This window comes from Agrobacterium sp. 22-3639C2, assembly GCF_053522105.1.
The window spans coordinates 136425-159188 of the sequence record NZ_JBNWDB010000005.1; the positions used below are offsets into that span (position 1 = coordinate 136425).

A 22764-nucleotide genomic window follows, 5' to 3' on the forward strand; every position below is an offset into this window, starting at 1 on the left:
GCGAGCCTGCCTTGCCTTTTCCTTGGGAGGGGAACGATGAGAAGAAGCAGATTTTTACCGATGACGGCGATATCCATCGCCGTTGCAGGCATATCCGCAATGGGGGCTGCAGCCGAAGAAACCTTCGATCTCGATGCGATCTTGGCGGCGGCGAAGCAGGAGAAGCCGATCAATATCTACGACAGCACCGGCAAGATCGTGGAGATGGCCGACAAGTTCAGCGCCAAATACGGGTTAAAGGCGACAGGCGTGAAGGTTTCCGCCAACAGCCAGCTGGAAATGATCATCCGCGAAAGCCAGTCCGGCAATGTGCAGGGCGACGTGGTGCTGATCACCGATGCGCCATCGGCGCTCGCGCAGCTTCTGCCGGCGGGTTTTGTCGAGAATTACCTGCCGGGCGACATGGTTGCGAAAATCCCGGCGCAGTTCCAGAACCCGCTGGCAATCTCCACCAACGCCAATGTCTGGGCTTACAATACGGAAGCCTATGATAAATGCCCGGTGACCAACATCTGGGAACTGACCGAGCCGAAATGGAAAGGCAAGGTCGCCATGGTCGATCCCTTGAGCAAGAGCACCTATACGGACTGGTTCAACCAGCTCGAAGCCCACGGCAACGAGAAGGTGGCGGCCGCCTACAAGGCCCATTTTGGCAAGGATATCGAAAAGGATGCGGCCGCAGCCTGGATCAAGGCGCTGGCGCAGAACGGCCCGCTTGCCACTGATGGCGATGACCCGGTGGCAGAGGCCGTCGGCGCACCCGGCCAGAAGCAGCCCTTCTTCGGCCTGCTCAGCTCTGCCAAGTTCCGCGACAATGCCGACAAGGGCTACAAGCTCGGCCTCTGCACTGGTCTCGATCCCTGGGTCGGCTGGACCTACATCAAGCTTGGGCTCATCGCCTCCAAGACCAAAAGTCCGAACATGGCGAAACTCTTCGTCCACTACATACTGACGGAAGAGGGCATCGCACCGCAGATGAAGGACGGCAAGCTGCCGACCAATATCGACATCAAGATGCCGGCTGACGAGCCGTCGGGGCTGATGAAGGTTGCCGACAGGCTGATGGGTTACGAGTCCGCCACCGGCCTCAACGATTTCGATCGTCGCGAGGAATGGCAGGATGTCTGGCGCGTCAACTACAGGAAATAATCCAGGCTGGCGCGGTCCTGCCGCGCCGGTCCCTCCTTTGCGAAAAAAATAGACTGGATATGCCGATGCAAAGCCCTTCTTCGACTGAAAACAAATCTGGAAATGAGGAGGCGCTTTCCCGCTCGGTGCGGCTGATGAAAATCGCCGAAGCGGCGGCGCGTGCCGTGCGCGATCCGCTGCTGGTGGCATTCCGCTCTGATATGGCGGTGGATTACAAGGTCGATCTCCACGACATCGTCACCATTCACGACAAACGCGCCGAAGCCGCGATCCGCGCCGTCATTCTCGAACGGGAGCCGAATTCGGCGATCATGGGCGAAGAGGGTGGCCAGATCGGCAACGGCGAGGTGCAATGGTATGTCGATCCGATTGACGGCACGGCGAATTTTGCCCGTGGCCTTGCCTTCTGGTGCGTATCGATTGCCGCCGTCATCGGTGGGGAAGCCGTTGCCGGCGTGGTGTACGACCCCGTGACTGACCAGATGTTTTCCGCCGACCTCGAGGCTTCTTATCTCAACGGCGACAGGCTGCGCTCCCGCAGCGTCGCAGATGAAACCCGGGCGACGCTTATCACGGGCTATCCGGTCTCGCGCGATTTCCGGCTGGATGGGCGGGATGCGGCGCTTTCCAATTTCGGTGCGCTTGTCGAGACCTTTTCGACGCTGCGCCGGCCCGGCAGCGCTGCACTCAGCATCGCGCATGTGGCGGCTGGCTGGACAGATGCTGCTGCGGGCTTCGGCGTCAACGCCTGGGATGTGGCAGCAGCCATCCTCATTCTCAAGAATGCCGGGGGAACATACGAGCCGCTGACCTTGGGGAAGGTGGCGGAGGGGTCGGCCGATTTTCTCTGCCCCGGCTATATCGCTACGGGCAAGGGGGCGAATTACCAGACATTGCAGCGGGTGGCGCGATCCATATCCGCAAGCCGCATAGCCAGGGCAGCGATCTCGCCAAGCCAGACGGCTGCAAACGCCTGAACAAGCAAGGACATGACGGCCGCCACATCGGCGCCGATGGAGACAAGACATGCCGCAACCGGAAAAGACCCTATCCCGCGAACAGGAAACCGGCGAATTGCCGAAGCTCAGCCGCATCTATGAGCGGCATCCTCTTTATGGCGTCGATCTCTTCATTTCAGGTAAGGAAGGCGCCAGCGATCTGAAGCTTCTGCGTGAAAACGGCATCACCACCGTCGTCAATTGCGCCGTCAATCTCGACTTCAACTTCGTGGAGCAGCCGCAGATCGTTTCCGATCATGAAGGCAGCGTCTATGGACCCGGCGAAATACGTTATTACAAGATCGGCCTGATCGACGGCGATGGAAATCCCGATACCCAGATGGTTGCGGCCCATTACATCCTGCGGGCGGCGCTCGAACAGATACTGCCCGACAAGCCGTCCTATCCCCGGCGCGAGCGCGGCAGCGTGCTGATCAATTGCCGCGGTGGCCGCTCGCGTTCCGTCGCCGTTGTTGCGCTCTTTCTGCATATGACGTTGCCGGTGGAATTCCCGACGCTCGACGATGCCATCAGCTTCGTACGCGTGAAGCGTGAGCTGCCTGAAAACGAATGGTACAAGGCGCCGAAACCGGTGCTTGCGGAAGCAGCCCGCCGCGCCGCCGGCTGGATTACCACGATCGATGCCGCCCACTAGAGCGGAGGACGGTTTTCACCGGTCGGCCGCTTGCTTGGTGACGCAAATGTGGAGACGGGCCGTGGCTTGCACGTCACGTCGCCATTTCGAAACGGGTTCGGGATTTTTCCAGCTCACGCCTCGGGAAGCGTGGTGTTCCAGACCCGGACCTTTTCAATGTTTCTGTCCGAGCAGGAAACGATCTCGAACTCGAACCCGTCGCCGGAAACACGTTCGCCGATCTCGGGAAGGCGATTGAGGCGCCAGAGGATGTAGCCGGCGACGGTGGAGTAACGATCGTCCTCGTCCACCAGATCGATATCCAGCAGATAGGATACCCGTCTCACGTCGACAGCGCCGTCCAGCAGCCAGGAACCGTCCTCTGCCCGTTCCGAAATCTGCGATTCCTCGCCCTCATCCGGAAATTCGCCGGCGATAGCCTCGAGAATGTCGGTAGGCGTCGTTATTCCCTGAAGCGTGCCGTATTCGTCGACGATGACGGCCATCTGGAGCGGGGATTTGCGCAGCTGCTCCATGACCTGCAACGCGGTGGCGCTTTCATGCACGACGAGGGGTTGGCGCAGCGAGCGCTCTAGGTTCAATTTGCCGTCATGCAGAAGATCGCGCAGCAAGTCCCTTGTTGCGGCGACACCGAGGAACGAATCCAGCTTGCCCTGCGCGAGCATCAGGCGGGAATGGTCGAGTTCCAGCAGGCGGTTCCTTAGCGTATCGTGGTCGGCGTCGACATCGAGCCAGTCGATTTCCGTCCGTGGCGTCATGATTGATACTACCGGGCGCTCGGCAAGCGTAAGGACACCGCGGATCATGTCCTTTTCCTCGGATTTGAACAGGTCGCTTCGTGCCGCCTGTGCCGCGATGACGTCGGCTGTCTCGCCAAGGGACTGTTCTTCGCCGACACGGCCGCCCAGAAGCCGCAGAATGGCATCGGACGTCCGCTCACGCATATCACCGGCGGTGATACGTCTTTCGCGATTGCGCCTGCCAATCTGGTTTGCCGCCTCGATGAGCACGGAAAAGCCGATTGCGGCATAGAGGTAACCCTTGGGAAGGTGGAAGCCGAAGCCTTCGACGATCAGGCTGAAGCCGATCATCAACAAGAAGCCGAGGCAGAGAATGACCACGGTGGGGTGTTTCGACACGAAGCTCATCAGCGGCTTCGATGCTGCCATCATCACGGCCATGGCCACGCAGACGGCGGTAATCATCACCCAGAGATTGTTGACCATGCCGACGGCGGTGATGACGCTGTCGAGCGAGAACACGGCATCAAGCACGACGATCTGCACGATCACCTGCCAGAAGACGGCATGGACGACCTTGCCCTGTTTTGGCTTATGCGCGCCCTCCAGCCGTTCGTGCAGTTCCATCGTTCCCTTGGCGAGCAGGAACGCACCACCGAGAATGAGGATGAGGTCGCGCCCGGAGAAGGAGAAGTCCGCGACCTGAAATAGCGGCCGCGTCAACGTCACGATCCATGAAATCGAAAACAGCAGCAGAATGCGCATGACAAGCGCCAGCGACAGACCGACGATCCGCGCCTTGTGGCGTTGATGCGGCGGCAGCTTGTCGGCGAGGATCGCGATGAAAACGAGGTTGTCGATACCGAGGACGACTTCGAGGACGATAAGGGTAACGAGGCCGATCCAGATATTTGGATCTGCGAGGAATTCCATGGTCAGGGGCCTTTATGGGAACGGGCGCGAACGCAAAAAGCCCCGGACTGAACATCCGAGGTTGAAACCCGTTTCGTTGAAGAAAACAAGAAAGGACGAGGCTGGCTTCGCTTTACGCAAGCCAGCCTCGTTCGGTGTCGACTATCGTCGGTACTGTCGCCTTCGTCAGGCATATCGCGGAATTATCCCACTATCAGTCAATTCATGTGCACGTGGCAGTAGCAGATTCCGGGCGGTCGGGGAAGCGTTTTGCGTGCATCATCCTTTGCGAGGCAGATTTGCAATCCTCCCTGCAAGGGCATTATCGCGTTTTTTCACCGATATCCGAGGTGGTTCGCTTGTCGATGGCCTTGCCATCGAGGATGCCTCTCAGAACGTCGAGGCGCTCGTTGATAAGCCATCCATAGTAGTTTTCAACCGGCAGCAGGTTCTTTGCGCCTGCATCCACGGCCGTCCGCAGGCGTTCGGCGCGACGCCGGGGTTGGCCGACATTGTAGAGAGTGGCGGTGATGCCGGGATTGCCGGAAATGTCGAAGCCTTTTTCCCTGTAGGCGTCGATGGAATCTCGAAGGATAGCGGCGATGTAGATGATGCTCCGGTCAGGATCCATGACGTCACGGTAGATCTCTTTCGGCCTGTCGGCGGAGAGTTTCGGCAGACCACTGGTTCTGTTTACGAGATCGGTAACCTGCAGCGCCGTCAACGGGCTGATCTGGCCAAGACCAAAGGTCTGTCCGGCATAGAAGGGCTGGAAGAAGGCCCGCTGGAACGAAATCGCTTCATAGCTCACGCCATCGACGACCTTGCCGCGGAAACTTGCATCCCAAACGATATCGCGGCAGCTCCATTGCTCGGATGTCGTGGCAAGCGTCGCGCAGGAGCGGAATTCCGGACGCTCGAGAAACGTCTTCAGGGCAACGCCCTGATAGCTGAATTTTATATCGAGTTCCGCATAGGAAATGGCCTTGACGTAATATGTCTGAAGGCGGTCCACGGCGGTGACGTTGAAAGTGTGTTCGCCAACGATGGCGCCGACGATGTGGATAGGATCGATGCCATAGGCCGCTCCCGCCTTCCTGATCTTGCCGAGTAGACCGGGTTCGCTGTTTAGAAGATCGACCGTCTTGCGGAATTTTTCCTCATAGGTCGTGGAAAACGCCCTGGTCCTGATCGCCGAGGCCTGAGGTATTTCCGGCTGTTGGGCGGAGCGGTTTCCGGGAGGTACGACGACCATCTGCTGCGCTGCGGCATTTGAGGGCAGGCAGGCCAGTGCCAGAATGACAGCGGCCGCGCGGGTGGTCTTCGCAAACAGGCTCATGCAGCGTTCTCTAATATGTGGATTACTATTGCGTGACGGCCTCTTCATAGGCAGGCCGCCCCGGCGTGGCAAGTTCCCGCTGCTCACTTTACCGTTGCTGGCCGTTCAGATGCCGTGGCTACCCCGGCGTTATCCCAGTCAACGCGGCTCCTTGTCGGGACCATCGGAAGCGGAATTATCGGGTTCGTTAAAAGTCGAGCATTTTGTTTCATGTGAACTCAAATCGCCACCGGTAGGTCATGTCGTCAGGAGACGAACATGACCCATCTCATCAAATTGCTGCAAGCATGTTTCATTCTGGCCGTCGCGGGTTTCGCTGCGCCGGTGCAGGCGTCTCCTTCGATGCAGACTGGCAAGTTCACGTCGCAGCCCATCGGGCATTACGATTTCTGCAAGCGGCATACGGATGAATGTCAGCCGGTCAGGGAAATGCCGCCGCTCAGTCTTACGCCTGATGTCTGGGCTACCCTTGTTTCGATCAACAGCGCAGTCAATATCGAAATCGACCAGCGTTCCGACATGGAAGTGTGGGGTTACGAGGACTATTGGGAGTATCCCTATAACGGCGCGGGAGACTGCGAGGACCTCACGCTGGAGAAACGGAAACGGCTTATGGATGCCGGTTTCCCGGTTTCCGATCTGCTGATCACCGTTGTCCGGGACGAAAAAGGCGATGGCCATGCCATCCTCACGGTAAGAACGGACCGCGGAGATTTCATTCTCGACAATATGAAATCGAAGATCTTTCGCTGGGACGAAACGCCCTATACCTATCTCAAGCGTCAATCCACGGAACATGCCGGTCGGTGGGTGGATATTGAAGGCTCCGGTTCGCCCGCCATCGCCGCCCGCGAGGTTGGCCGGGCCACCGCCACCTCCGCAACCGCGCGCCGCAACATCCTCGACATCATCATGGGGCGCTGAAGCTTTCACCTCGTTGCGGATCGGAAAGCCCCGAAGGGCCGCCCGGTCCGGATATGCCCCATGGTTCGTTTCACCGGCCTCCGAGGCCGGCTCCGGTTTCTTCATCAAATAAATGCAGGTCGGTCGGGTTGATGTCGAGGCCGACGACTTCGCCGCTCCTGACCTCACTGCGTCCCTGTATAGCGATGACCACTTCGGTCGATGTGCCAAGGGTGAGGAAGGTGGCCGAACCTGTGGTTTCCACGGCCGAAACAGGTAACGTCAGCGCCGCGCCGGTTGCGGTTCGAGGTCGGATGTGTTCCGGCCTGATACCAACGATGACACGCTTGCCGGGCGATAAGGGAGCCGGGTTTTTGATGGACTGCTGCGGCTCGCCTTCACTGAAACGAAGCTGAAGCGCCGCGCCGTCCGGGCTGACCGTTGCCGGAATGAAATTCATTGCCGGTGAACCGATGAAGCCGGCGACAAAACGATTGACCGGGCGGTCGTATAATTCCAGTGGCGTGCCCTGCTGTTCGATCACGCCGTCGCGCATGACGACGACGTGATCCGCCATCGTCATAGCCTCTATCTGGTCATGGGTGACATAGACCGAGGTGGCGTGCAAGCGGTCGTGCAACGCTCGGATTTCCTTGCGCATGTGCACACGCAGGGCCGCGTCTAGATTGGAGAGCGGTTCGTCGAACAGGAATGCCTGCGGGTTGCGGATGATCGCGCGGCTCATCGCCACACGCTGGCGCTGCCCGCCGGAAAGTTCGCGCGGATAGCGCTTCATCAGCTTTGACAGGCCTGTGGTGGCTGCAACCTCCTCTGCCGCCTTGCGGGCCTCTGATTTTGCCACGCCGCGCATGCGCAGCGAGTAGGTCAGGTTCTCCTCCACCGTCATGTGCGGGTAGAGCGCATAGGACTGGAACACCATCGCCACATCGCGCTTGCGCGGCGGCACACCGTTCATCAAAGTGCCTGCAATACGCATGTCGCCGCTCGATATGGTTTCCAGCCCCGCCAGCGAACGCAGCAAGGTGGACTTTCCGCAACCGGACGGGCCGACGAGGGCGACGAAGGTGCCCTTCTTGATGGAAAGATGGATGTTCTTCAGCGCGTGGAAGGCGCCGTAATATTTGTTTACGCCGGAAAGTTCGATCTGAAGGGTCATTTTAACGCTCCCGATGTCAGGCCGGAAACGATGCGGCGCTGCAAGAGAATGAACAGGGCAAGAATGGGCGTCACATACATGGTCGCATAGGCCATGATGTTGTTCCATTCGCTGGTGTTGGGGCCCATGAAGGAATTGAGGCCGACACTGGCAGGCTGCAATTCAGCCGCCTGGATCATCGATTTCGAATAGACGAATTCCCCGAATGCCTGCATGAAAATGAGAATGGCGCTGACGAGAATGCCGTTTCTGGCAAGCGGCAGCACGATGTTGAAGAAGGCGCCGACGCGGGAATTGCCGTCCACAAGCGCTGCCTCTTCCAGCTCCTGCGGCACCGCCATGAAGGTTGCGCGCACCAGCACCACGAAGAAGGGCATGCTTTTCGCCGCAATGGCGAGAATGACCGACAGGCGGGGATAATCCAGCAGACCCACTTGCGAGAAACCGACAAAGATCGGCGTAATCATCAGGGATGCCGGCAGAACCTGCAGCATGAGGATGAGGAAGAGGCCGATATCAACCCAGACGTTGCGATAGCGCGCCAGCACATAGGCGCAGCCAACGCCAAGCACGGTGATGAGCGCCACGGCACTTGAAGCGATCAGCACCGAATTCCACAGATAACGGCCCATATTGCGGCTTTCCCAGACATAGGCATAGGTCTGCCATTGCGGATCGGCCGGCCAGAAGCCCGGCGGGTTCGCAAACATCTCCGAGCCGCTTTTCAGCGAGGTCAGATACATCCAGTAGAGCGGAAAGAGATAGATGACGGCAAGCACGATGGCGATTGCCAGCATCAACCGGTTGCGGGTCGTGATACTCATCCGCGCACCTCATGCCGTGTCGAGCGCACATAAACGACGGAAGCCAGCATGACGAAAACGATCATGATGACGGAGATCGTCGCGCCCTTGCCGAAATCATATTGCCGGAACGAAAGATCCCAGGCCCAATATTGCGCCACGTTGGAACTGTTGTTGGGCCCGCCATCGGTGATGGCGGCGAAAAGATCGAACTGCTGAAGCGTGAAGATCAGGCCGAGCGAGATGATCGCGCCGATGGTGGAACGCATCATCGGCAGGGTGATGGTGTAAAAACGCTGCCAGGCGTTCGCGCCATCCAGCTCCGCCGCTTCGTAGAGATCGCCGGGGATCGAGGCGAGGCCGACAGAAAGAAGGATCATGTTGAACGAGGTGCCGAGCCAGATATTGGCGATGACCACGGCCCAGAGCGAAAAATTCGCGTCCGATCGCCAGAAGATATTGCCTGAGATCATGCCGCTTTCCCGCAGGAAGAAATTCAGCACGCCGAAATCGCCTGACAATATCCAGTTCCAGATCGCGCCGACGACGAGGCCGGGCATGACCCAGGAAACGAGGAACAGCCCGCGCAGCCAGGTGGCGCCGGGAAAGTTAACCCAGAAGAACAGCGCCAGACCGAAGCCGATGGCAAATTGCCCGGCAATCGAGGTGGCGACAAAGGTGACGGTGTTGAAAAGGATCGGCAATGTTTCCGGTTGCCGGAACAGGTCGATATAATTCTTGAAGCCGACGAAGGGGCGCACGAAGGTGCCCAGGCTGAACATGTCGACTTCCTGAAAGCTCATGACGATGTTGTAGATGAGCGGCAGCCCCGCCATGACGAACAGGAAGCCCAAAGGAAAAGCGACAAGGATGAGGTCGAAACCACGACCGTCGCTGACGCTGGAAAACAGTTTTTTCATGAAACATCCTCACAAGCTCCGATCGGGGCCGCCGCTGCATCAAGCAGCAGGCAGCCCCACCGGGAGGAACCCCTTGGATGGGGCCGGGTGAACCCGGCCGCCCGCCCAGACAGATCAGCCTTCGATCAGCTTTATCTTTTCAGCGGCCTGATCGAGCGCGGCCTTCGGCGTCATCTGACCCGACAGGGCGCCCTGGATAGCGTCCTGGATCGCCTTGGAAATCTTCGGCCATTCAGGCGAGGGACCACGCGGCTGCGCATATTTGAGTTGCTCGATAAAGGTCTTGAGCGCTTCGTCCTTCAGCGCGTTGCCGGTGGGCGGAACGGGAATATCGGAACGCGCCGGCAATTGCCCGAAGTTCTTGAACATGTCCTTGTCCTGCGAGGCGAAAAATTCGATGGCCTTGAAGGCTTCGGCGGGATGTTTGCTCTTGGAGAAGATCGCCCAGTTATAGTCGCCCATGGCCGAAGACCGCGGCGCGTCCGGCGTCGGAACCGGCAGTAGCGTCACGCCCCAGTCGAACTTGGCGTCCTTGAGCATGCGGTCGATTTCCCAAGGACCGGAGATCGCCATGGCCGCGTTGCCGGCGTTGAAGGTGGCGGTGGAATCCCACTGGCTGCGCGTCAGCGTATCCGGCGAGGCCAGCTTTTCATTGAGAAGGGTCTTCCATGTTTCAAGCGCCTTCACCGCGCCATCGGTATTGATGTTTTTGTAGGTGGCACCGGCCATCTGCGCCCATGGCAGAAACTGGAAGGTGCCTTCCTCGTTGGCCTTGGCGCTGAAGCTGATGCCGTAAACATTCTTGGCGGGGTTGGTCAGCTTGCGGGCAGCTTCCACAAGCTCGTCCCAGGTCTGCGGCGGTTTTGCCGCATCGAGACCGGCTGCCTTGAACAGGTCCTTGTTGTAATAGAGTGCGATCGTATTCGTCGCCTTCGGGACGCCGAAATATTTGCCGTCCCAGGTTACGGATTTCAGCGGGCCCGGAAAATAGTTTGCCGTCTTGATGACGTCCGACTTCGCAATCATATCCGTCACGTCAAGAAACGCGCCACGTGCGGCGAACATGGCGTGGTTTGGGTTGTCGATGGCGATGATATCGGGCGCGTTGCCGGTCGAGTAGGCGCGCATGGATTCGCTCACCACATCATCGAACTGCAATTGCCGGTATTCGATCTTGATGCCGTTATTGAGCTTGTTGAACTCGTTTACGAGGTTGGGTGCCGGCTGGATGTCCCTGTCCAGCGACCACAGGGTCAAGGTGACATCTTCCGCATGCGCCACCATCGCACCGGCGGATACGCCTGCCAGAACAAGCGCACCGGCGATCATGCATTTCGCGATACCCATAATAATCTCCTCCTCTTGGTTATCGTCTCTGCAATTACTGGAAGCCTTCTCCCAAAGGCTTCCATTCCTCAGGTGGGATCGACGACAAAATCGCCGCCCCGGCAATGTTTCAGATAGTTCAGACCGTGTACCTGTCCCGTCATTTCCAGCGCGTCGCGATAGACGGGGTCATGCCAGCCTTCGATGTCGATCGAGCCGGACCAGCCGGCCAGGCGCAGTTCCGAAATAATGTCCGTCCAGTTGCTGTCGCCGAAGCCCGGCGTGCGCATGAAGACGAATTTTTCCTTGCCGAAAATCCCATGCTCACGAATGACATCCCAACGAATGGTCGCATCCTTGCCGTGCACGTGGAAAATCTTGTCCGCCCATTTGCGGATCTGCGGCAGCGGATCGATGAGATAAACCATCTGGTGGCAGGGTTCCCATTCGATGCCGATATTCTCGTCCGGCGTTTCGTTGAACATGAGTTCCCACGCATCCGGATTATGGGCGATGTTCCAGTCGCCGGTTTGCCAGTTGCCGTCCATGGCGCAATTTTCAAAGGCGATTTTCACGCCCTTGTCCGCTGCGCGTTTGGCAAGCTCGCTCCAGATTTCCTTGTAACGGGGCAGGCTCTCGGGCAGCGGCTTTCCGCGCAGGCGGCCGGTGAAACCGGCAACGCAGGTGGCACCGAAGTGATGAGCATTGTCGATGCAGTCTTTCCAGCCCTGCAAGGTCTGAAGGTCGATTTCCGTTTCCTCCAGCGGATTGCCGAACATGCCGAGCGTGCCGATGGTGATGTCGCGGTCACCGATCGCGTCAAGTGAACGCTTGCCAAGCTCGGCAAGGTCCTGGCCGTTGGTCGTCTGCCAGAAGAACGGTTCGAAGCTTTCGAAACCAAGATCGGCTATCTGCCCGATGCGTTCAGCTGCCTGTCCCTTGGTGGCGCTGACCATGGTGCCGATGCGGATGGATTTTGCCGGATTGCTCACGTCTGTCGGTCCTTATGCTGCGATGGAAACGCGCTGGCCGATGCGGGCGCTTTCAATCGCGCCGATCACCATTGCCAGGCTGTTGATGTTGTCGAAGGAGGCCGTTTCCGGCATCTGGCCGGTATGGATGGATTGAAGAAACGAGAGTATGACGCTGGCGTGGCCGTGCGTATCCTTCTCGGAAATACTGTCGGAAACGTTTACGGTCTTGAATCCGCGTAGAAGACCCGGCTCTTCGCCGGCGACGGATGCGGAGAAATTGTCTTCGCCATCCCAGAGGATCATGCCCTTGGAGCCAATCAGCCGCCAGCGGGCTTCCCAGCTGGTTCTTTCGCCTTCCGCGCACCAGGAGCCGCGATAGGTAAAGACCACATCGTTGGAGAATTCGAATATGGCATTGGCGCTTGCCCCGTGGGCGTACCAGGAGCCTGCCGGATTTTTCTCCACGCAAAACACGGAGAGCGGCTTTTCATCGGCGACGAAACGCGCCGCATCGAAAGTGTGGATCGCCATGTCGAGAAGAAGAACGTTCTTCATCTCCTCGCGGAAACCGCCGAAATGGGGTCCGAGGAAAAAGTCGCAGTGAATGGCCGTCAAATCACCGATAATGCCGTCTTCCACGGCCCGGCGCAGCCGCCGGATGCCGGAGATAAAGCGCCGGTTTTGCACCACAGCATGAATTTTTCCGGCCTTTTCCGCCAGTTCCACCAGCTTTTCGGCTTCTTCCATCGAGGCCGCAAGCGGCTTTTCGCTGAGCACATGACACCCGGCTGCAAGACCGGTTGCAACCACGGCATACCGTGCCTGCGGGATGACGACATCGAACAGGATGTCGGCTTTGGTCCGTGCGAGAACATCGCGGAGATCGACGCCGATGATGACGTCGGTGAGGGAGAATTCTTCGGCAAGCGCGCGTGCCGTGTCTTCGTTCAGATCGACGAACCCGACTATCTTGATCGCGCCGAGAATGTCCGGCGTCGATTGAATGGCGCGCAGCCAGCCTTTGGCCATAGCTCCGCACCCGCATAAAACGGCATTATATGTCATCTTCTCTCCCCGGTCTCTGGGCAAACTCCTCTTTGCGCAGAGCGTCGTAAACGTTTACGACACTAGGATGATCATGTTAGATATGTCAATACCGTTATTGGGGACGCATATTTCGTACCCGGCTCAGGAGGGGGAGTGCATGAAAGGAATTCGTCAGCTTGCCGATTATCTGGAGATATCGATAGGCACCGTTTCCCGTGCCTTGAACGGCAAGCCCGACGTTAACGAGGAGACGCGGCGGCGTGTTCTGGAGGCGGCGGAAAAACTTGGCTATGTCGCAAACCAGTCAGGCCGCAGCCTCAGGCAGGGGACGACTAACGTCATCGGCCTGATGACCGGCAGCGACGCGCAGACGGTGGAGAACTCCGACAACTTCTTCATGGGAGTGACGGATGGTTTGCAAAGCGTGTTTTCCGCTCACAATCTCGATCTTATCGTTCTGCCGTGTCCCGGTGAGGAAGACCCGGACGAATATCTCAAGCGCATGGTGGCGCGCCGCATGGTGGATGCGATGATCATTTCCTCGACCCGCCGTGTCGATAAGCGTGTCGATTTTTTAAAGCAGACCCGCTTGCCTTTCGTAACGCTCGGCCGCACCTCTTCCAGCGCCGATCATGCGTGGATCGATCTCGATTTCGAGGAGGTTGCGCGCAGTGCCGTCAACCGGCTCGCCGCTGCCGGTCATCGCACCATTGCGGTTGCCGCACCCGATAGCGACGTCAATCTCGGTTACGTTTTCATGGACGGGTACCGGCGCGGACTGGAGGAGAACGGCATTGCTTACGATCCCTCTCTGGTCATCCGGGCGAAATCGAGCGAGCAGGGCGGATATCACGCCGCCAGCGAGTGGCTACAGATGCGGCCGCGGCCAACCGCGCTTGTGCTGATCTATGAGTTGATGGCCCTTGGCCTTTATCGCCGTCTGGCGGAAGTGGGTCTGAAACCGGGACGGGATCTTGCGGTCATCGGTTTTCGTGATGGTCCACGCGGCCAGTTTCTCGAACCGCGATTGACCAGTTTCCGCATGTCCCTGCACGATCTCGGCGTAATGGTCGCGCAGACGCTTCTGTCTACCATGCCGGCCTATGCGCCGTTTTACCCAAATCAGGCGCGTTACTGCGTCTGGCCGATGCAGCTTGTCGCCGGAGAGAGCGACCCAGGCCCCCCATCATTATAGGCGTGGCGTCAAAACTTGTGGTCTCGAATGGTCGCAACGCCGAACGGATTGAATTTATATTCGTCCTCCTCATACCGCGTGTCATCGGACAGGTCGGCACGACGTTCCTTCACGGCCGCTTCAACGCCGTCGCGGGTCATTTGATCGGCAATATCGTCAATCAGCGCGGCGATCTTCAGTTGCTCGCTATTGGTTGAGGGCTGCTGCTGGTCTTTTCGGGTGAAGTGTATCTCCACGTCAGGCAATCCGACCAGATGAAAGCCGACGCTCCCCATTCCGTCGGCATCGCCGCCGATGGGCCGGCGCGCGAAGGCTAGACGGCAGGTTCTGGCGAATGCCAGGGCGTCGTTTGCGGCCGCGTTACGGCGCGACTGTTCAAAGAGTTCCTTCCACCGCTGCACGCCATGGGCAACGCCGGCGCTTTCACCCTTTACGGCAACTGCGCCACTATCGAGCATGTGGTGCACGAACATCAGGGCTTTACCGCAGGTCGCCACGGCTGTTTCCGCGGCCATTGACGGGCCGAGCACATAAAGAACCGAGCCGTGGCCTGCAACTGCCTCCTCGTCACTCTCCTGATAGGCATCCGGCTCGACACGATCCCAGCAGACATTGAAGGAGCGTTCCATCCTGTCGTCCGGTTCATCCTGCGAATAATCCTCATCGAGACTGAAATCGCCGGCAAATTTATCGATAGCGGCGCGAGCGCTCTGCCGCAGCGCTGCCAGACCATTTTCCGGGCCGAGAAAACAAAGGACATGGCGGGGTTTGTATTCGGAGCGGGATTGGGCAACTGCCGCAACGTTGCTCGCGGCCTTGCCGACAGACGGTCTTCCCAGCACAAGGCCACCTAAAAGCGCGAGAACGCCACGACGCTCTGAATTCATCCCATGCCTCCCCCACGGCTCCCCTAAACAGGATCGAGGACTTTTATACCGGTACGGGCAAGTCTCACCATATCAAATACGTTGATCTATTTTTTGCAGGGCCCGACTTTTGGCAGGTGAACAGCAAAGCCTCAAGGTTGCGGCAACAACACGCCGACGGCGAATTCTTCGTCCGTTGTCGTGTGGCCAATCTGCGTCTTGCGATATTCGCTGGGGCTGAAGCCGCGCTCGGCCCGAAGTGTGCGGGAAAGGTGTGGGGCATCGCAAAACCCGGTGGCGAGCGCAATCTGGGTGATCGGGTCACGCGTGGTGCGCAGGAGGGAAAGGGCGCGGTCGAGCCGCAGCTCAAGATAGACCTTGGAGGGCGTTGCTTTCAGGTCTCCAAGGAAACGCCGTTCGAGGCTGCGTCGGCCAAGGCCGAGATCGCGCGCGAGTTCCAGCACGGTTCTCGGAACCTCGATGTTCTGCTGCATGCGCAGGATCGCCTTTCTGACCAGGGGATCGGTTGCCGTTCTGGTGCTCTGCTGGCCGGGCTGGGGTTTTTCGCCGCTGAGCGCACTGTCGATCATCATGATATTGAGGCTTTTGATGGCGGCCGACTGGCCGACATGGCGCTCCACAAGGAACGCCGCCAGATGCGCAGCACCATGGCCGCCCGAACAGGTCAGGCGGTTACGATCTATGACGAAGAGCTGGTCGGAGACCATCTGCTCGGCGTCGAACCGGTCGAGAAAATCCTGATGATGGAACCAGCTCACGCAGCAGCGATAACCATCCAGCAGGCCGGCTTCATGTAGAATGAAAACGCCGGTGCAGAGCCCGATAAGGGGAGTGCCCGCTGCCGCACGGTCTTTCAGGAACCGCAATGCCTCCGGCGGCAGGGCGCTGTGGTCGCTGATCAATCCGCCGACAACAACGATATAGTCGTAATGCACCGCGTCGATGAGCCGCGTATCCGGTTGCACCTTCACACCACAGCTCGATTGCACATTGCCAAGGGTCGCCGACAGCACGGACCATTCGCACAGGATCGGCCGGGAACGGTCAGCCTCATCGGCAGCAAGACGCAGCACATCGACGAAATTGGCGAAGGCCGACAGCGTGAACCGGTCGGCGAGCAGGAAGGCGACGCTGAGGCGTTTCTTGGCGCGATGAGAGCTCATGGCGCAAATATTCACGCAAACAGACGCGATTGTCCAGCCCGGCCGCTGTAAATCTCCGTAGGCTTTTGAATACCGAGAGTTCCAACCAGCAGGCCCGCTCATGACGCGTTTTAATGCCTTCAATCTCCTGCGGAATGCCCTGACCGGCCACAAGAACTGGGACGAGCAATGGCCCGATAGCCAGCCAAAAGCCGAATATGACGTGGTCATCGTCGGCGCCGGGGGGCACGGTCTGGGTGCGGCCTATTATCTGGCCAGCCAGCACGGTATCACCAATGTCGCTGTCATCGACAAGGGCTGGCTCGGCGGCGGCAATACCGGCCGCAACACGACCATCATCCGCTCCAACTATCTCTACGACGAAAGCGCGCGTCTTTACGATCACGCCGTCGATTTGTGGGAGAACTTGAGCCAGGAACTGAACTACAACGTCATGTATTCGCGGCGCGGGGTGCTAATGCTCGCCCATAATGTCCACGATGTGCAGAGCTTCAAGCGCCACATCCATTCCAACCGTTTGAACGGTGTCGACAATCGCTGGCTTACCCCGGAAGAATGCAAGGAATATTGTCCGCCGCTGAGCATATCGCCAAACGCCCGCTACCCGGTGATGGGCGGTGCGCTTCAGGAACGTGCCGGCACGGCGCGCCACGATGCGGTTGCCTGGGGTTATGCGCGCGGTGCTGCCGCCCGTGGCGTCGATATCATCCAGAATTGCCCGGTCACCGCCATTCGCCGCAATGCCGACGGGTCCGTCGCGGGTGTCGAGACGGCGCGAGGTTTCATCAAGGCGAAGAAGGTGGCGGTTTCCGCCGCTGGCCATACGTCCGTTGTCATGGATACCGCAGGCGTGCGCCTGCCGCTCGAAAGCTATCCGCTGCAGGCTTTGGTATCCGAGCCGATCAAGCCGATCTTCCCCTGCGTGGTCATGTCGAATGCGGTTCACGCCTATATCAGCCAGTCCGACAAGGGTGAGCTGGTGATCGGTTCGGGTACGGACCAGTATACCTCTTATTCGCAGCGCGGCGGCCTGCCGCTGATCGAACATACGATCGCCGCCATCGTCGAAATCTTCCCGATCTTCAACCGCATGCGGATGCTGCGCAAATGGGGCGGCATTGTTGATGTCACGCCGGATCGCTCGGCCATTCTCGGCAAGACGCCGGTCGACGGGCTTTATGTCAATTGCGGCTGGGGCACGGGTGGTTTCAAGGCCACGCCGGGCGCTGCCCACACCTTCGCCTGGACCATCGCGAAAAACGAACCGCACCCGATCAACACGCCTTTCACGCTGGAGCGTTTCCGCTCCGGCCGCCTGATCGACGAGGCCGCCGCCGCTGCCGTGGCGCACTGAGGAGCTAACCCATGCTGCTGATCCGTTGCCCCTATTGCCATGAAACGCTGCCCGAAGCGGAATTCACCTATGCCGGGCAGGCCCATGTCGTGCGCGCGGCCGACCCCTCGTCTCAGAGTGATGAACAGTGGGAAGAATTCCTGTTCATCCGCGAAAACGCCAGGGGTCCGCATTTCGAGCGCTGGCGGCACCTGCATGGCTGCGGTCGCTTCTTCAATGCGGTGCGCGACACGGTGAGCGACCGTTTCCTGACAACCTATCGCGCAGGCGAGCCGCGTCCTGATCTCTCCTCCCTATCCAGCGCACCAGCCAGCTCCGAGGTGTCGAAATGAACTCCTATCGCGTTTCCGGCCGTGGCCGGGTGGATGCCGCCCGCTCGGTAAGCTTCACCTTCGATGGGAAGACCTATCGCGGCGTAAAGGGGGATACGGTCGCCTCCGCGCTTCTCGCCAATGGCGTACATCTCATGGGCCGCTCGTTCAAATACCACCGCCCGCGCGGCCCTGTAGCGGCGGGTTCCGAGGAGCCGAATGCGCTGATCGGCACCCGCCGCGGCTCCGGCCGGTTCGAGCCAAATACCCGCGCCACGGTGCAGGAAATCTGGAGCGGGCTGGAAACCACCTCTCAGAACAAATATCCCAGCCTGAAATTCGATATCGGCGCAGTCAACGACATGGCCTATATGCTGTTTTCGGCGGGCTTTTACTACAAGACCTTCATGTGGCCGAAGAGCTTCTGGAACAAGGTCTATGAGCCCTTCATCCGCGCGGCGGCCGGTCTCGGCGTCTCGCCCACGGAAGAAGACCCCGATACCTATGCCTCGCGCAACCTGCATTGCGACGTGCTGATCGTCGGCGCCGGTCCTGCGGGTCTGGCTGCGGCGCGCGCAGCGGCGGTCGATGGTCTCAAGGTCGTGCTGGTGGACGAAAATGCCGAAGCCGGCGGGACGCTGCTGTCCGAGCCGCAGGCGCAGATCGACGGCCAGCCAGCATGGAACTGGCTGGCGGACGAGTTGAAGGCGCTGAAGGAGCGCGGCGTCAGGGTCATGACCCGCACGACGGCGATTGCCTACTACCACCAGAACATGATCGGCCTTTGCGAAAAGCTGACCGACCATCTCGAAACCGTGACCAAGGACATGCCGCGTGAACGCCTGTGGCGGGTGCGGGCGCGCCATGTGGTGCTGGCGCAGGGGGCTCTCGAGAAACCGCTGGTCTTCCATGGCAATGATCGGCCGGGCGTGATGCTTGCGGGCTCCGCCCAGACCTATCTGAACCGCTATGGCGTCAAGGTCGGCAACAGGCCGGTGGTGGTGACGAGCCATGACAGCGCCTGGTATGCCGCCTTCGATCTTCATGGCGCAGGCGCGCCGGTGCAGGCCATCGTCGATACCCGTGCGAAGGTGCGCGAGGAACTGGTGAACGAGGCGCGCGCGCTCGGCATTCCGGTGCGGCTGTCGCATACCGTGACGGCGACTTCGGGCCGGTTGCGTGTGAAATCAGTCCGCGTCAATCCGGTGAATGGCTCAACGGTCGGCGCGGGGCAGGAAATCGCCTGTGATGCGTTGCTGATGTCCGGCGGCTGGACGCCGTCGCTGCATCTGTTTTCCCATACGCAGGGCAAGATTGCCTGGGACGACCAGCGGACCACCTTCCTGCCGGCCATGACCAATGAGGATTGTGCAATTGCCGGCGCCGGGCGCGGGCTTTGGGGCATTGAAGCGGTGCTGAAGGATGGCGCCGAGCAGGGCCGGAAGATCGCTGCAGCCCTGGGCAAGACGGGCGATACCCGCGACTATGCGGTGGAGCACGACCGCACCGGCAGCGGCGTATCGCTGACGGAATTGCCGAGTGATCGCGATGCCGGCAAGGCCAAGGCCTTCGTCGATTACCAGAACGACGTGACCGCCAAGGATCTGCGGCTGGCCGTGCGCGAGGGCATGCGCTCCATCGAGCACGTCAAGCGCTACACCACCAACGGCATGGCGACCGATCAGGGCAAGATGTCCAATATCAACGGCCTCAACATCGCGGCAGAAGCGCTCGGCAAACGCCAGCCGGAAGTAGGCCTGACGACCTTCCGCCCACCCTATACGCCGACGACCTTCGGCGCTTTCGCCGGTTATCATCGTGGCCAGCATTTCGAGGTGACGCGCAAGACGCAGATCGACAGCTGGGCTGAGGAAAATGGCGCGGTTTACGAACCGGTCGGCCAATGGCGGCGCGCCTGGTACTTCCCCAAACCAGGTGAAGACATGGATGCGGCAGTCGGCCGCGAATGCCGGGCGGTGCGGCAAAGCCTCGGCATGTTCGACGCCTCGACGCTCGGCAAGATCGAGGTCGTCGGGCCGGATGCGGTCGAGTTCATGAACCGCATGTACACCAACCCGTGGTCGAAGCTCGCGCCCGGCCGCTGCCGTTACGGCCTGCTTCTGGGTGATGACGGCTTCATTCGTGACGACGGCGTCATCGGCCGCATGACCGAGGATCGCTTCCACGTCACCACCACCACCGGCGGTGCGGCAAGGGTGATGAACATGATGGAGGATTACCTCCAGACCGAATGGCCGGATCTCAACGTCTGGCTGACTTCCACCACCGAGCAATGGTCTACCATTGCGCTGAACGGCCCGAATGCGGCAAAGCTGCTCGCTCCGCTGGTCGAGGGCGTCGAGCTGACGGAAGAGGCTTTCCCGCATATGTCCTGCGCGGAATGCACGGTGGCCGGCATGCCGGCGCGGCTGTTCCGGGTGTCGTTCACCGGCGAGATCGGCTTCGAAGTCAACGTGCCCGCGCCGTTTGGCCGCAAGCTCTGGGAAATCCTGTGGGAGGCCGGCCAGCAATACGGCATCACCGCCTATGGCACGGAAACCATGCATGTGCTGCGTGCCGAAAAGGGTTACATCATCGTCGGCCAGGATACCGACGGCACGGTCACGCCCTATGATGCCGCGATGGGCTGGGCCGTGGGCAAGACCAAACCGGATTTCGTCGGCAAGCGTGGCCTCGCGCGCCCCGATCTCGTCGCCAAGGGCCGTCGTCACCTCGTCGGTCTTCTGACCGAAGACCGCTCGAAGCTGGAAGAGGGCGCGCAGATTGTCTTCGATCCGAAGCAGCCTATCCCGATGAAAATGGTCGGTCATGTCACCTCATCCTATCATTCGGATGCGGTTGGCCAGCCGATTGCGCTGGCGCTGGTCGAGGGCGGCCATGAGCGGATGGGAGAGACCGTCTATATTCCGATGCCCGAACGCACGATTGCCGCAAAAATCACCGGGATGGTCTTTGTCGATCCCGAAAACACCCGCCTGAAGATCTGACCCGGAGATGACAATGAATATGCGCGTTTCCTCCCCCGTTCCCGGCACGCTGGCCGAGAGCAAAGCAGCCCGGGTCAGCATATTGGCCGCGCAGGGGCGGCTGTCGCTGCGTGCGCGCGGCGATCTGGTCCCGCTCAATACAGCCCTTGGCCTGACCTTGCCCGACCGGATCGGCGCTCGCACTGCTGCAGGCGAAATCGAGGCCGTGCGCCTTGGCCCCGACGAATGGACGATCCTTGCTCCCGTTGGCGCGGTCGACGGGGTGATTGCGGCCTGCGCAGGCATTTATGCCGGCCATCCGCATAGTCTCGTCGACATTTCCGGAAGGGAAGTGACGCTCGCGATCAAGGGGCCGCTCGCCGCCGAGCTTTTGACACTCGGCTGTGCCCGCGACATCGACACCATTCCGGTTGGCGAGGCCCGCAGAACGATTTTCGATGGCGTGACCGTGGTGCTGTGGCGCGATGCGCCGGATGGTTTCCGTATGGATATCTGGAACAGTTTCGCGCCGCATCTCGGCCATTTGCTTGAAACCGGCTGCAAGGAACTCGCCGCCGAAATCGCCTGATCCTTGAGGAGGAAACAATGCTCAACCGTCTGTCCCATAATGCCGTTTCGGATACGGTGATTGCCGACGCCATCGCCGAGGAACTCGATCGCCAGAAAACCCAGATTGAACTGATCGCTTCGGAGAATATCGTGTCCGCCGACGTTCTGGCGGCGCAAGGCTCGGTGCTGACCAACAAATATGCCGAAGGTTATCCCGGCAAACGCTATTATGGCGGCTGCGAATTCGTCGACAAGGTCGAGCAGGTCGCCATCGACCGGCTGAAGCAACTTTTCGGCGCGGAGTTTGCGAACGTTCAGCCGCATTCCGGCGCGCAGGCCAATCAGGCGGTGTTTCTGGCACTTCTTCAGCCGGGCGACCGGATCATGGGGCTTTCGCTGGCCCATGGCGGCCACCTGACCCACGGTTCGCCGGTCACCATGTCGGGCAAGTGGTTCGATGTCGTCTCCTATGAGGTGGATGCAGAGACGCATCTGATCGATATGGAAAAGGTTCGGGCAAAGGCGCTGGAAACCAGGCCGAAGCTGATCGTCGCAGGCGCCTCGGCCTATCCGCGCCAGATCGATTTCGAAGGCTTCCGCAAGATCGCCGACGAGGTTGGCGCATGGCTGATGGTCGACATGGCCCATTATGCCGGCCTGATCGCCGGCGGCAAATATCCAAATCCGGTGCCGCACGCCCATGTCGTCACCTCCACCACCCACAAGACCCTGCGCGGCCCTCGCGGCGGCGTCATTTTGACCAACGATGCCGATCTGGCAAAGAAGCTGAATTCGGCCGTCTTCCCCGGCAATCAGGGCGGCCCGCTGATGCATGTCATCGCTGCCAAGGCCGTTGCCTTCGGCGAGGCGCTGCGGCCGGACTTTGCCGACTACGCCGGTCAGGTCATAGCCAATGCTCAGGCTCTGGCGCGAGTGCTGACGGATGGCGGTCTGGGGATCGTGTCTGGTGGAACCGACAGCCACATGGTTCTGGTCGATCTGCGTCCGAAGGGCGTTACCGGCAAGGTTGCCGAAATCGCTCTTGAGCGGGCAGGTCTCACCTGCAACAAGAACTCCATTCCCAACGACCCGGAAAAGCCCTTCGTCACCTCGGGCATCCGGCTCGGCAGCTCGGCCGGTACCACGCGCGGCTTCGGCGTGGCCGAATTCGAGCGGATCGGCGTGCTGATCCTGCGCGTCATCGACGCGCTGGCTGTCAGTGCCGAAGGCAATGCTGAGATTGAGGCGAACGTGCGGGCCGAGGTTGCAGCGCTGTGTGAGGACTTCCCGATCTACGGCGCGTAACACGCTATTATCGGTCTCGTTAGCCATGATCGGGCAGGGCGGCATCACC

At 59.9% G+C, this 22764-nt stretch carries 20 protein-coding genes; 10 read left to right on the forward strand and 10 right to left on the reverse strand.

The window, feature by feature from the left end:
- Nucleotides 1-60: 60 nt before the first annotated feature.
- From ACQZ6D_RS21095 to ACQZ6D_RS21105, 3 genes are read left to right on the forward strand one after another with little or no spacing between them, the layout of a single operon-like run.
- Nucleotides 61-1149 carry an ABC transporter substrate-binding protein gene (locus ACQZ6D_RS21095; RefSeq protein ID WP_112296035.1) on the forward strand — a complete coding sequence of 363 codons (1089 nt, stop codon included), beginning with the start codon at nucleotides 61-63 and terminating at the stop codon, nucleotides 1147-1149.
- 59 nt (nucleotides 1150-1208) lie between these two features.
- Entirely contained in the window at nucleotides 1209-2126 is a 918-nt protein-coding gene (locus ACQZ6D_RS21100; RefSeq protein WP_448730092.1) for an inositol monophosphatase family protein, read from the forward strand.
- Between the two features lie 49 nt (nucleotides 2127-2175).
- A complete protein-coding gene (locus ACQZ6D_RS21105; RefSeq protein WP_013762253.1) occupies nucleotides 2176-2802 on the forward strand; it encodes a dual specificity protein phosphatase family protein in 627 nt (208 codons plus the stop codon).
- A 113-nt stretch (nucleotides 2803-2915) separates the two neighbouring features.
- Here ACQZ6D_RS21105 and ACQZ6D_RS21110 read toward each other — a convergent pair whose 3' ends face one another.
- Nucleotides 2916-4475 carry a TerC family protein gene (locus ACQZ6D_RS21110; protein WP_019566897.1) on the reverse strand — a complete coding sequence of 520 codons (1560 nt, stop codon included), beginning with the start codon at nucleotides 4473-4475 and terminating at the stop codon, nucleotides 2916-2918.
- Between the two features lie 301 nt (nucleotides 4476-4776).
- Nucleotides 4777-5793 carry a DUF1402 family protein gene (locus ACQZ6D_RS21115; RefSeq protein ID WP_003518169.1) on the reverse strand — a complete coding sequence of 339 codons (1017 nt, stop codon included), beginning with the start codon at nucleotides 5791-5793 and terminating at the stop codon, nucleotides 4777-4779.
- Between the two features lie 258 nt (nucleotides 5794-6051).
- On the opposite strand from ACQZ6D_RS21115, the gene ACQZ6D_RS21120 reads away from it, so the two are divergent.
- On the forward strand, nucleotides 6052-6717 hold the full coding sequence (locus tag ACQZ6D_RS21120) for a transglutaminase-like cysteine peptidase (protein ID WP_065663440.1): 666 nt from the start codon (nucleotides 6052-6054) through the stop codon (nucleotides 6715-6717).
- Between the two features lie 70 nt (nucleotides 6718-6787).
- Here the strand turns inward: ACQZ6D_RS21120 and ACQZ6D_RS21125 are convergent, their stop codons facing one another.
- The 6 genes from ACQZ6D_RS21125 to ACQZ6D_RS21150 form a co-directional block, all read right to left on the reverse strand.
- Complete coding sequence (locus tag ACQZ6D_RS21125; protein ID WP_025595105.1) at nucleotides 6788-7873, reverse strand: ABC transporter ATP-binding protein; 1086 nt, start codon at nucleotides 7871-7873, stop codon at nucleotides 6788-6790.
- Nucleotides 7870-8697, reverse strand: a complete 828-nt coding sequence (locus ACQZ6D_RS21130) for a carbohydrate ABC transporter permease (protein ID WP_003518166.1) — start codon at nucleotides 8695-8697, stop codon at nucleotides 7870-7872. The genes ACQZ6D_RS21125 and ACQZ6D_RS21130 overlap by 4 nt, the downstream gene beginning before the upstream one ends.
- Nucleotides 8694-9596, reverse strand: a complete 903-nt coding sequence (locus ACQZ6D_RS21135; protein WP_448730091.1) for a carbohydrate ABC transporter permease — start codon at nucleotides 9594-9596, stop codon at nucleotides 8694-8696. Before ACQZ6D_RS21135 ends, ACQZ6D_RS21130 begins: the two co-directional genes overlap by 4 nt.
- A 114-nt stretch (nucleotides 9597-9710) precedes the next feature.
- Nucleotides 9711-10943 carry an ABC transporter substrate-binding protein gene (locus tag ACQZ6D_RS21140; RefSeq protein WP_019566902.1) on the reverse strand — a complete coding sequence of 411 codons (1233 nt, stop codon included), beginning with the start codon at nucleotides 10941-10943 and terminating at the stop codon, nucleotides 9711-9713.
- 68 nt (nucleotides 10944-11011) lie between these two features.
- Nucleotides 11012-11914, reverse strand: a complete 903-nt coding sequence (locus tag ACQZ6D_RS21145; protein WP_013762259.1) for a sugar phosphate isomerase/epimerase family protein — start codon at nucleotides 11912-11914, stop codon at nucleotides 11012-11014.
- A gap of 12 nt (nucleotides 11915-11926) precedes the next feature.
- Nucleotides 11927-12961: a Gfo/Idh/MocA family protein gene (locus ACQZ6D_RS21150; RefSeq protein ID WP_026331033.1), complete on the reverse strand. Its 1035-nt coding sequence runs from the start codon at nucleotides 12959-12961 to the stop codon at nucleotides 11927-11929.
- A 139-nt stretch (nucleotides 12962-13100) separates the two neighbouring features.
- Here ACQZ6D_RS21150 and ACQZ6D_RS21155 point away from each other — a divergent pair, with 139 nt between their 5' ends.
- Complete coding sequence (locus tag ACQZ6D_RS21155; RefSeq protein WP_019566904.1) at nucleotides 13101-14138, forward strand: LacI family DNA-binding transcriptional regulator; 1038 nt, start codon at nucleotides 13101-13103, stop codon at nucleotides 14136-14138.
- A gap of 8 nt (nucleotides 14139-14146) precedes the next feature.
- Here ACQZ6D_RS21155 and ACQZ6D_RS21160 read toward each other — a convergent pair whose 3' ends face one another.
- Nucleotides 14147-15025: a hypothetical protein gene (locus ACQZ6D_RS21160; RefSeq protein WP_448730090.1), complete on the reverse strand. Its 879-nt coding sequence runs from the start codon at nucleotides 15023-15025 to the stop codon at nucleotides 14147-14149.
- Between the two features lie 131 nt (nucleotides 15026-15156).
- Nucleotides 15157-16188: a GlxA family transcriptional regulator gene (locus tag ACQZ6D_RS21165; protein WP_019566906.1), complete on the reverse strand. Its 1032-nt coding sequence runs from the start codon at nucleotides 16186-16188 to the stop codon at nucleotides 15157-15159.
- Between the two features lie 100 nt (nucleotides 16189-16288).
- On the opposite strand from ACQZ6D_RS21165, the gene ACQZ6D_RS21170 reads away from it, so the two are divergent.
- From ACQZ6D_RS21170 to glyA, 5 genes are read left to right on the forward strand one after another with little or no spacing between them, the layout of a single operon-like run.
- Nucleotides 16289-17542: a sarcosine oxidase subunit beta family protein gene (locus ACQZ6D_RS21170; RefSeq protein ID WP_448730089.1), complete on the forward strand. Its 1254-nt coding sequence runs from the start codon at nucleotides 16289-16291 to the stop codon at nucleotides 17540-17542.
- 11 nt (nucleotides 17543-17553) lie between these two features.
- Nucleotides 17554-17874, forward strand: a complete 321-nt coding sequence (locus ACQZ6D_RS21175; protein WP_019566908.1) for a sarcosine oxidase subunit delta — start codon at nucleotides 17554-17556, stop codon at nucleotides 17872-17874.
- On the forward strand, nucleotides 17871-20861 hold the full coding sequence (locus tag ACQZ6D_RS21180) for a sarcosine oxidase subunit alpha (RefSeq protein WP_448730088.1): 2991 nt from the start codon (nucleotides 17871-17873) through the stop codon (nucleotides 20859-20861). The genes ACQZ6D_RS21175 and ACQZ6D_RS21180 overlap by 4 nt, the downstream gene beginning before the upstream one ends.
- 13 nt (nucleotides 20862-20874) lie before the next feature.
- Nucleotides 20875-21429 carry a sarcosine oxidase subunit gamma family protein gene (gene soxG / locus ACQZ6D_RS21185; RefSeq protein WP_162633798.1) on the forward strand — a complete coding sequence of 185 codons (555 nt, stop codon included), beginning with the start codon at nucleotides 20875-20877 and terminating at the stop codon, nucleotides 21427-21429.
- A 17-nt stretch (nucleotides 21430-21446) separates the two neighbouring features.
- On the forward strand, nucleotides 21447-22715 hold the full coding sequence (gene glyA / locus ACQZ6D_RS21190; RefSeq protein WP_019566911.1) for a serine hydroxymethyltransferase: 1269 nt from the start codon (nucleotides 21447-21449) through the stop codon (nucleotides 22713-22715).
- Nucleotides 22716-22764 lie beyond the last annotated feature (49 nt).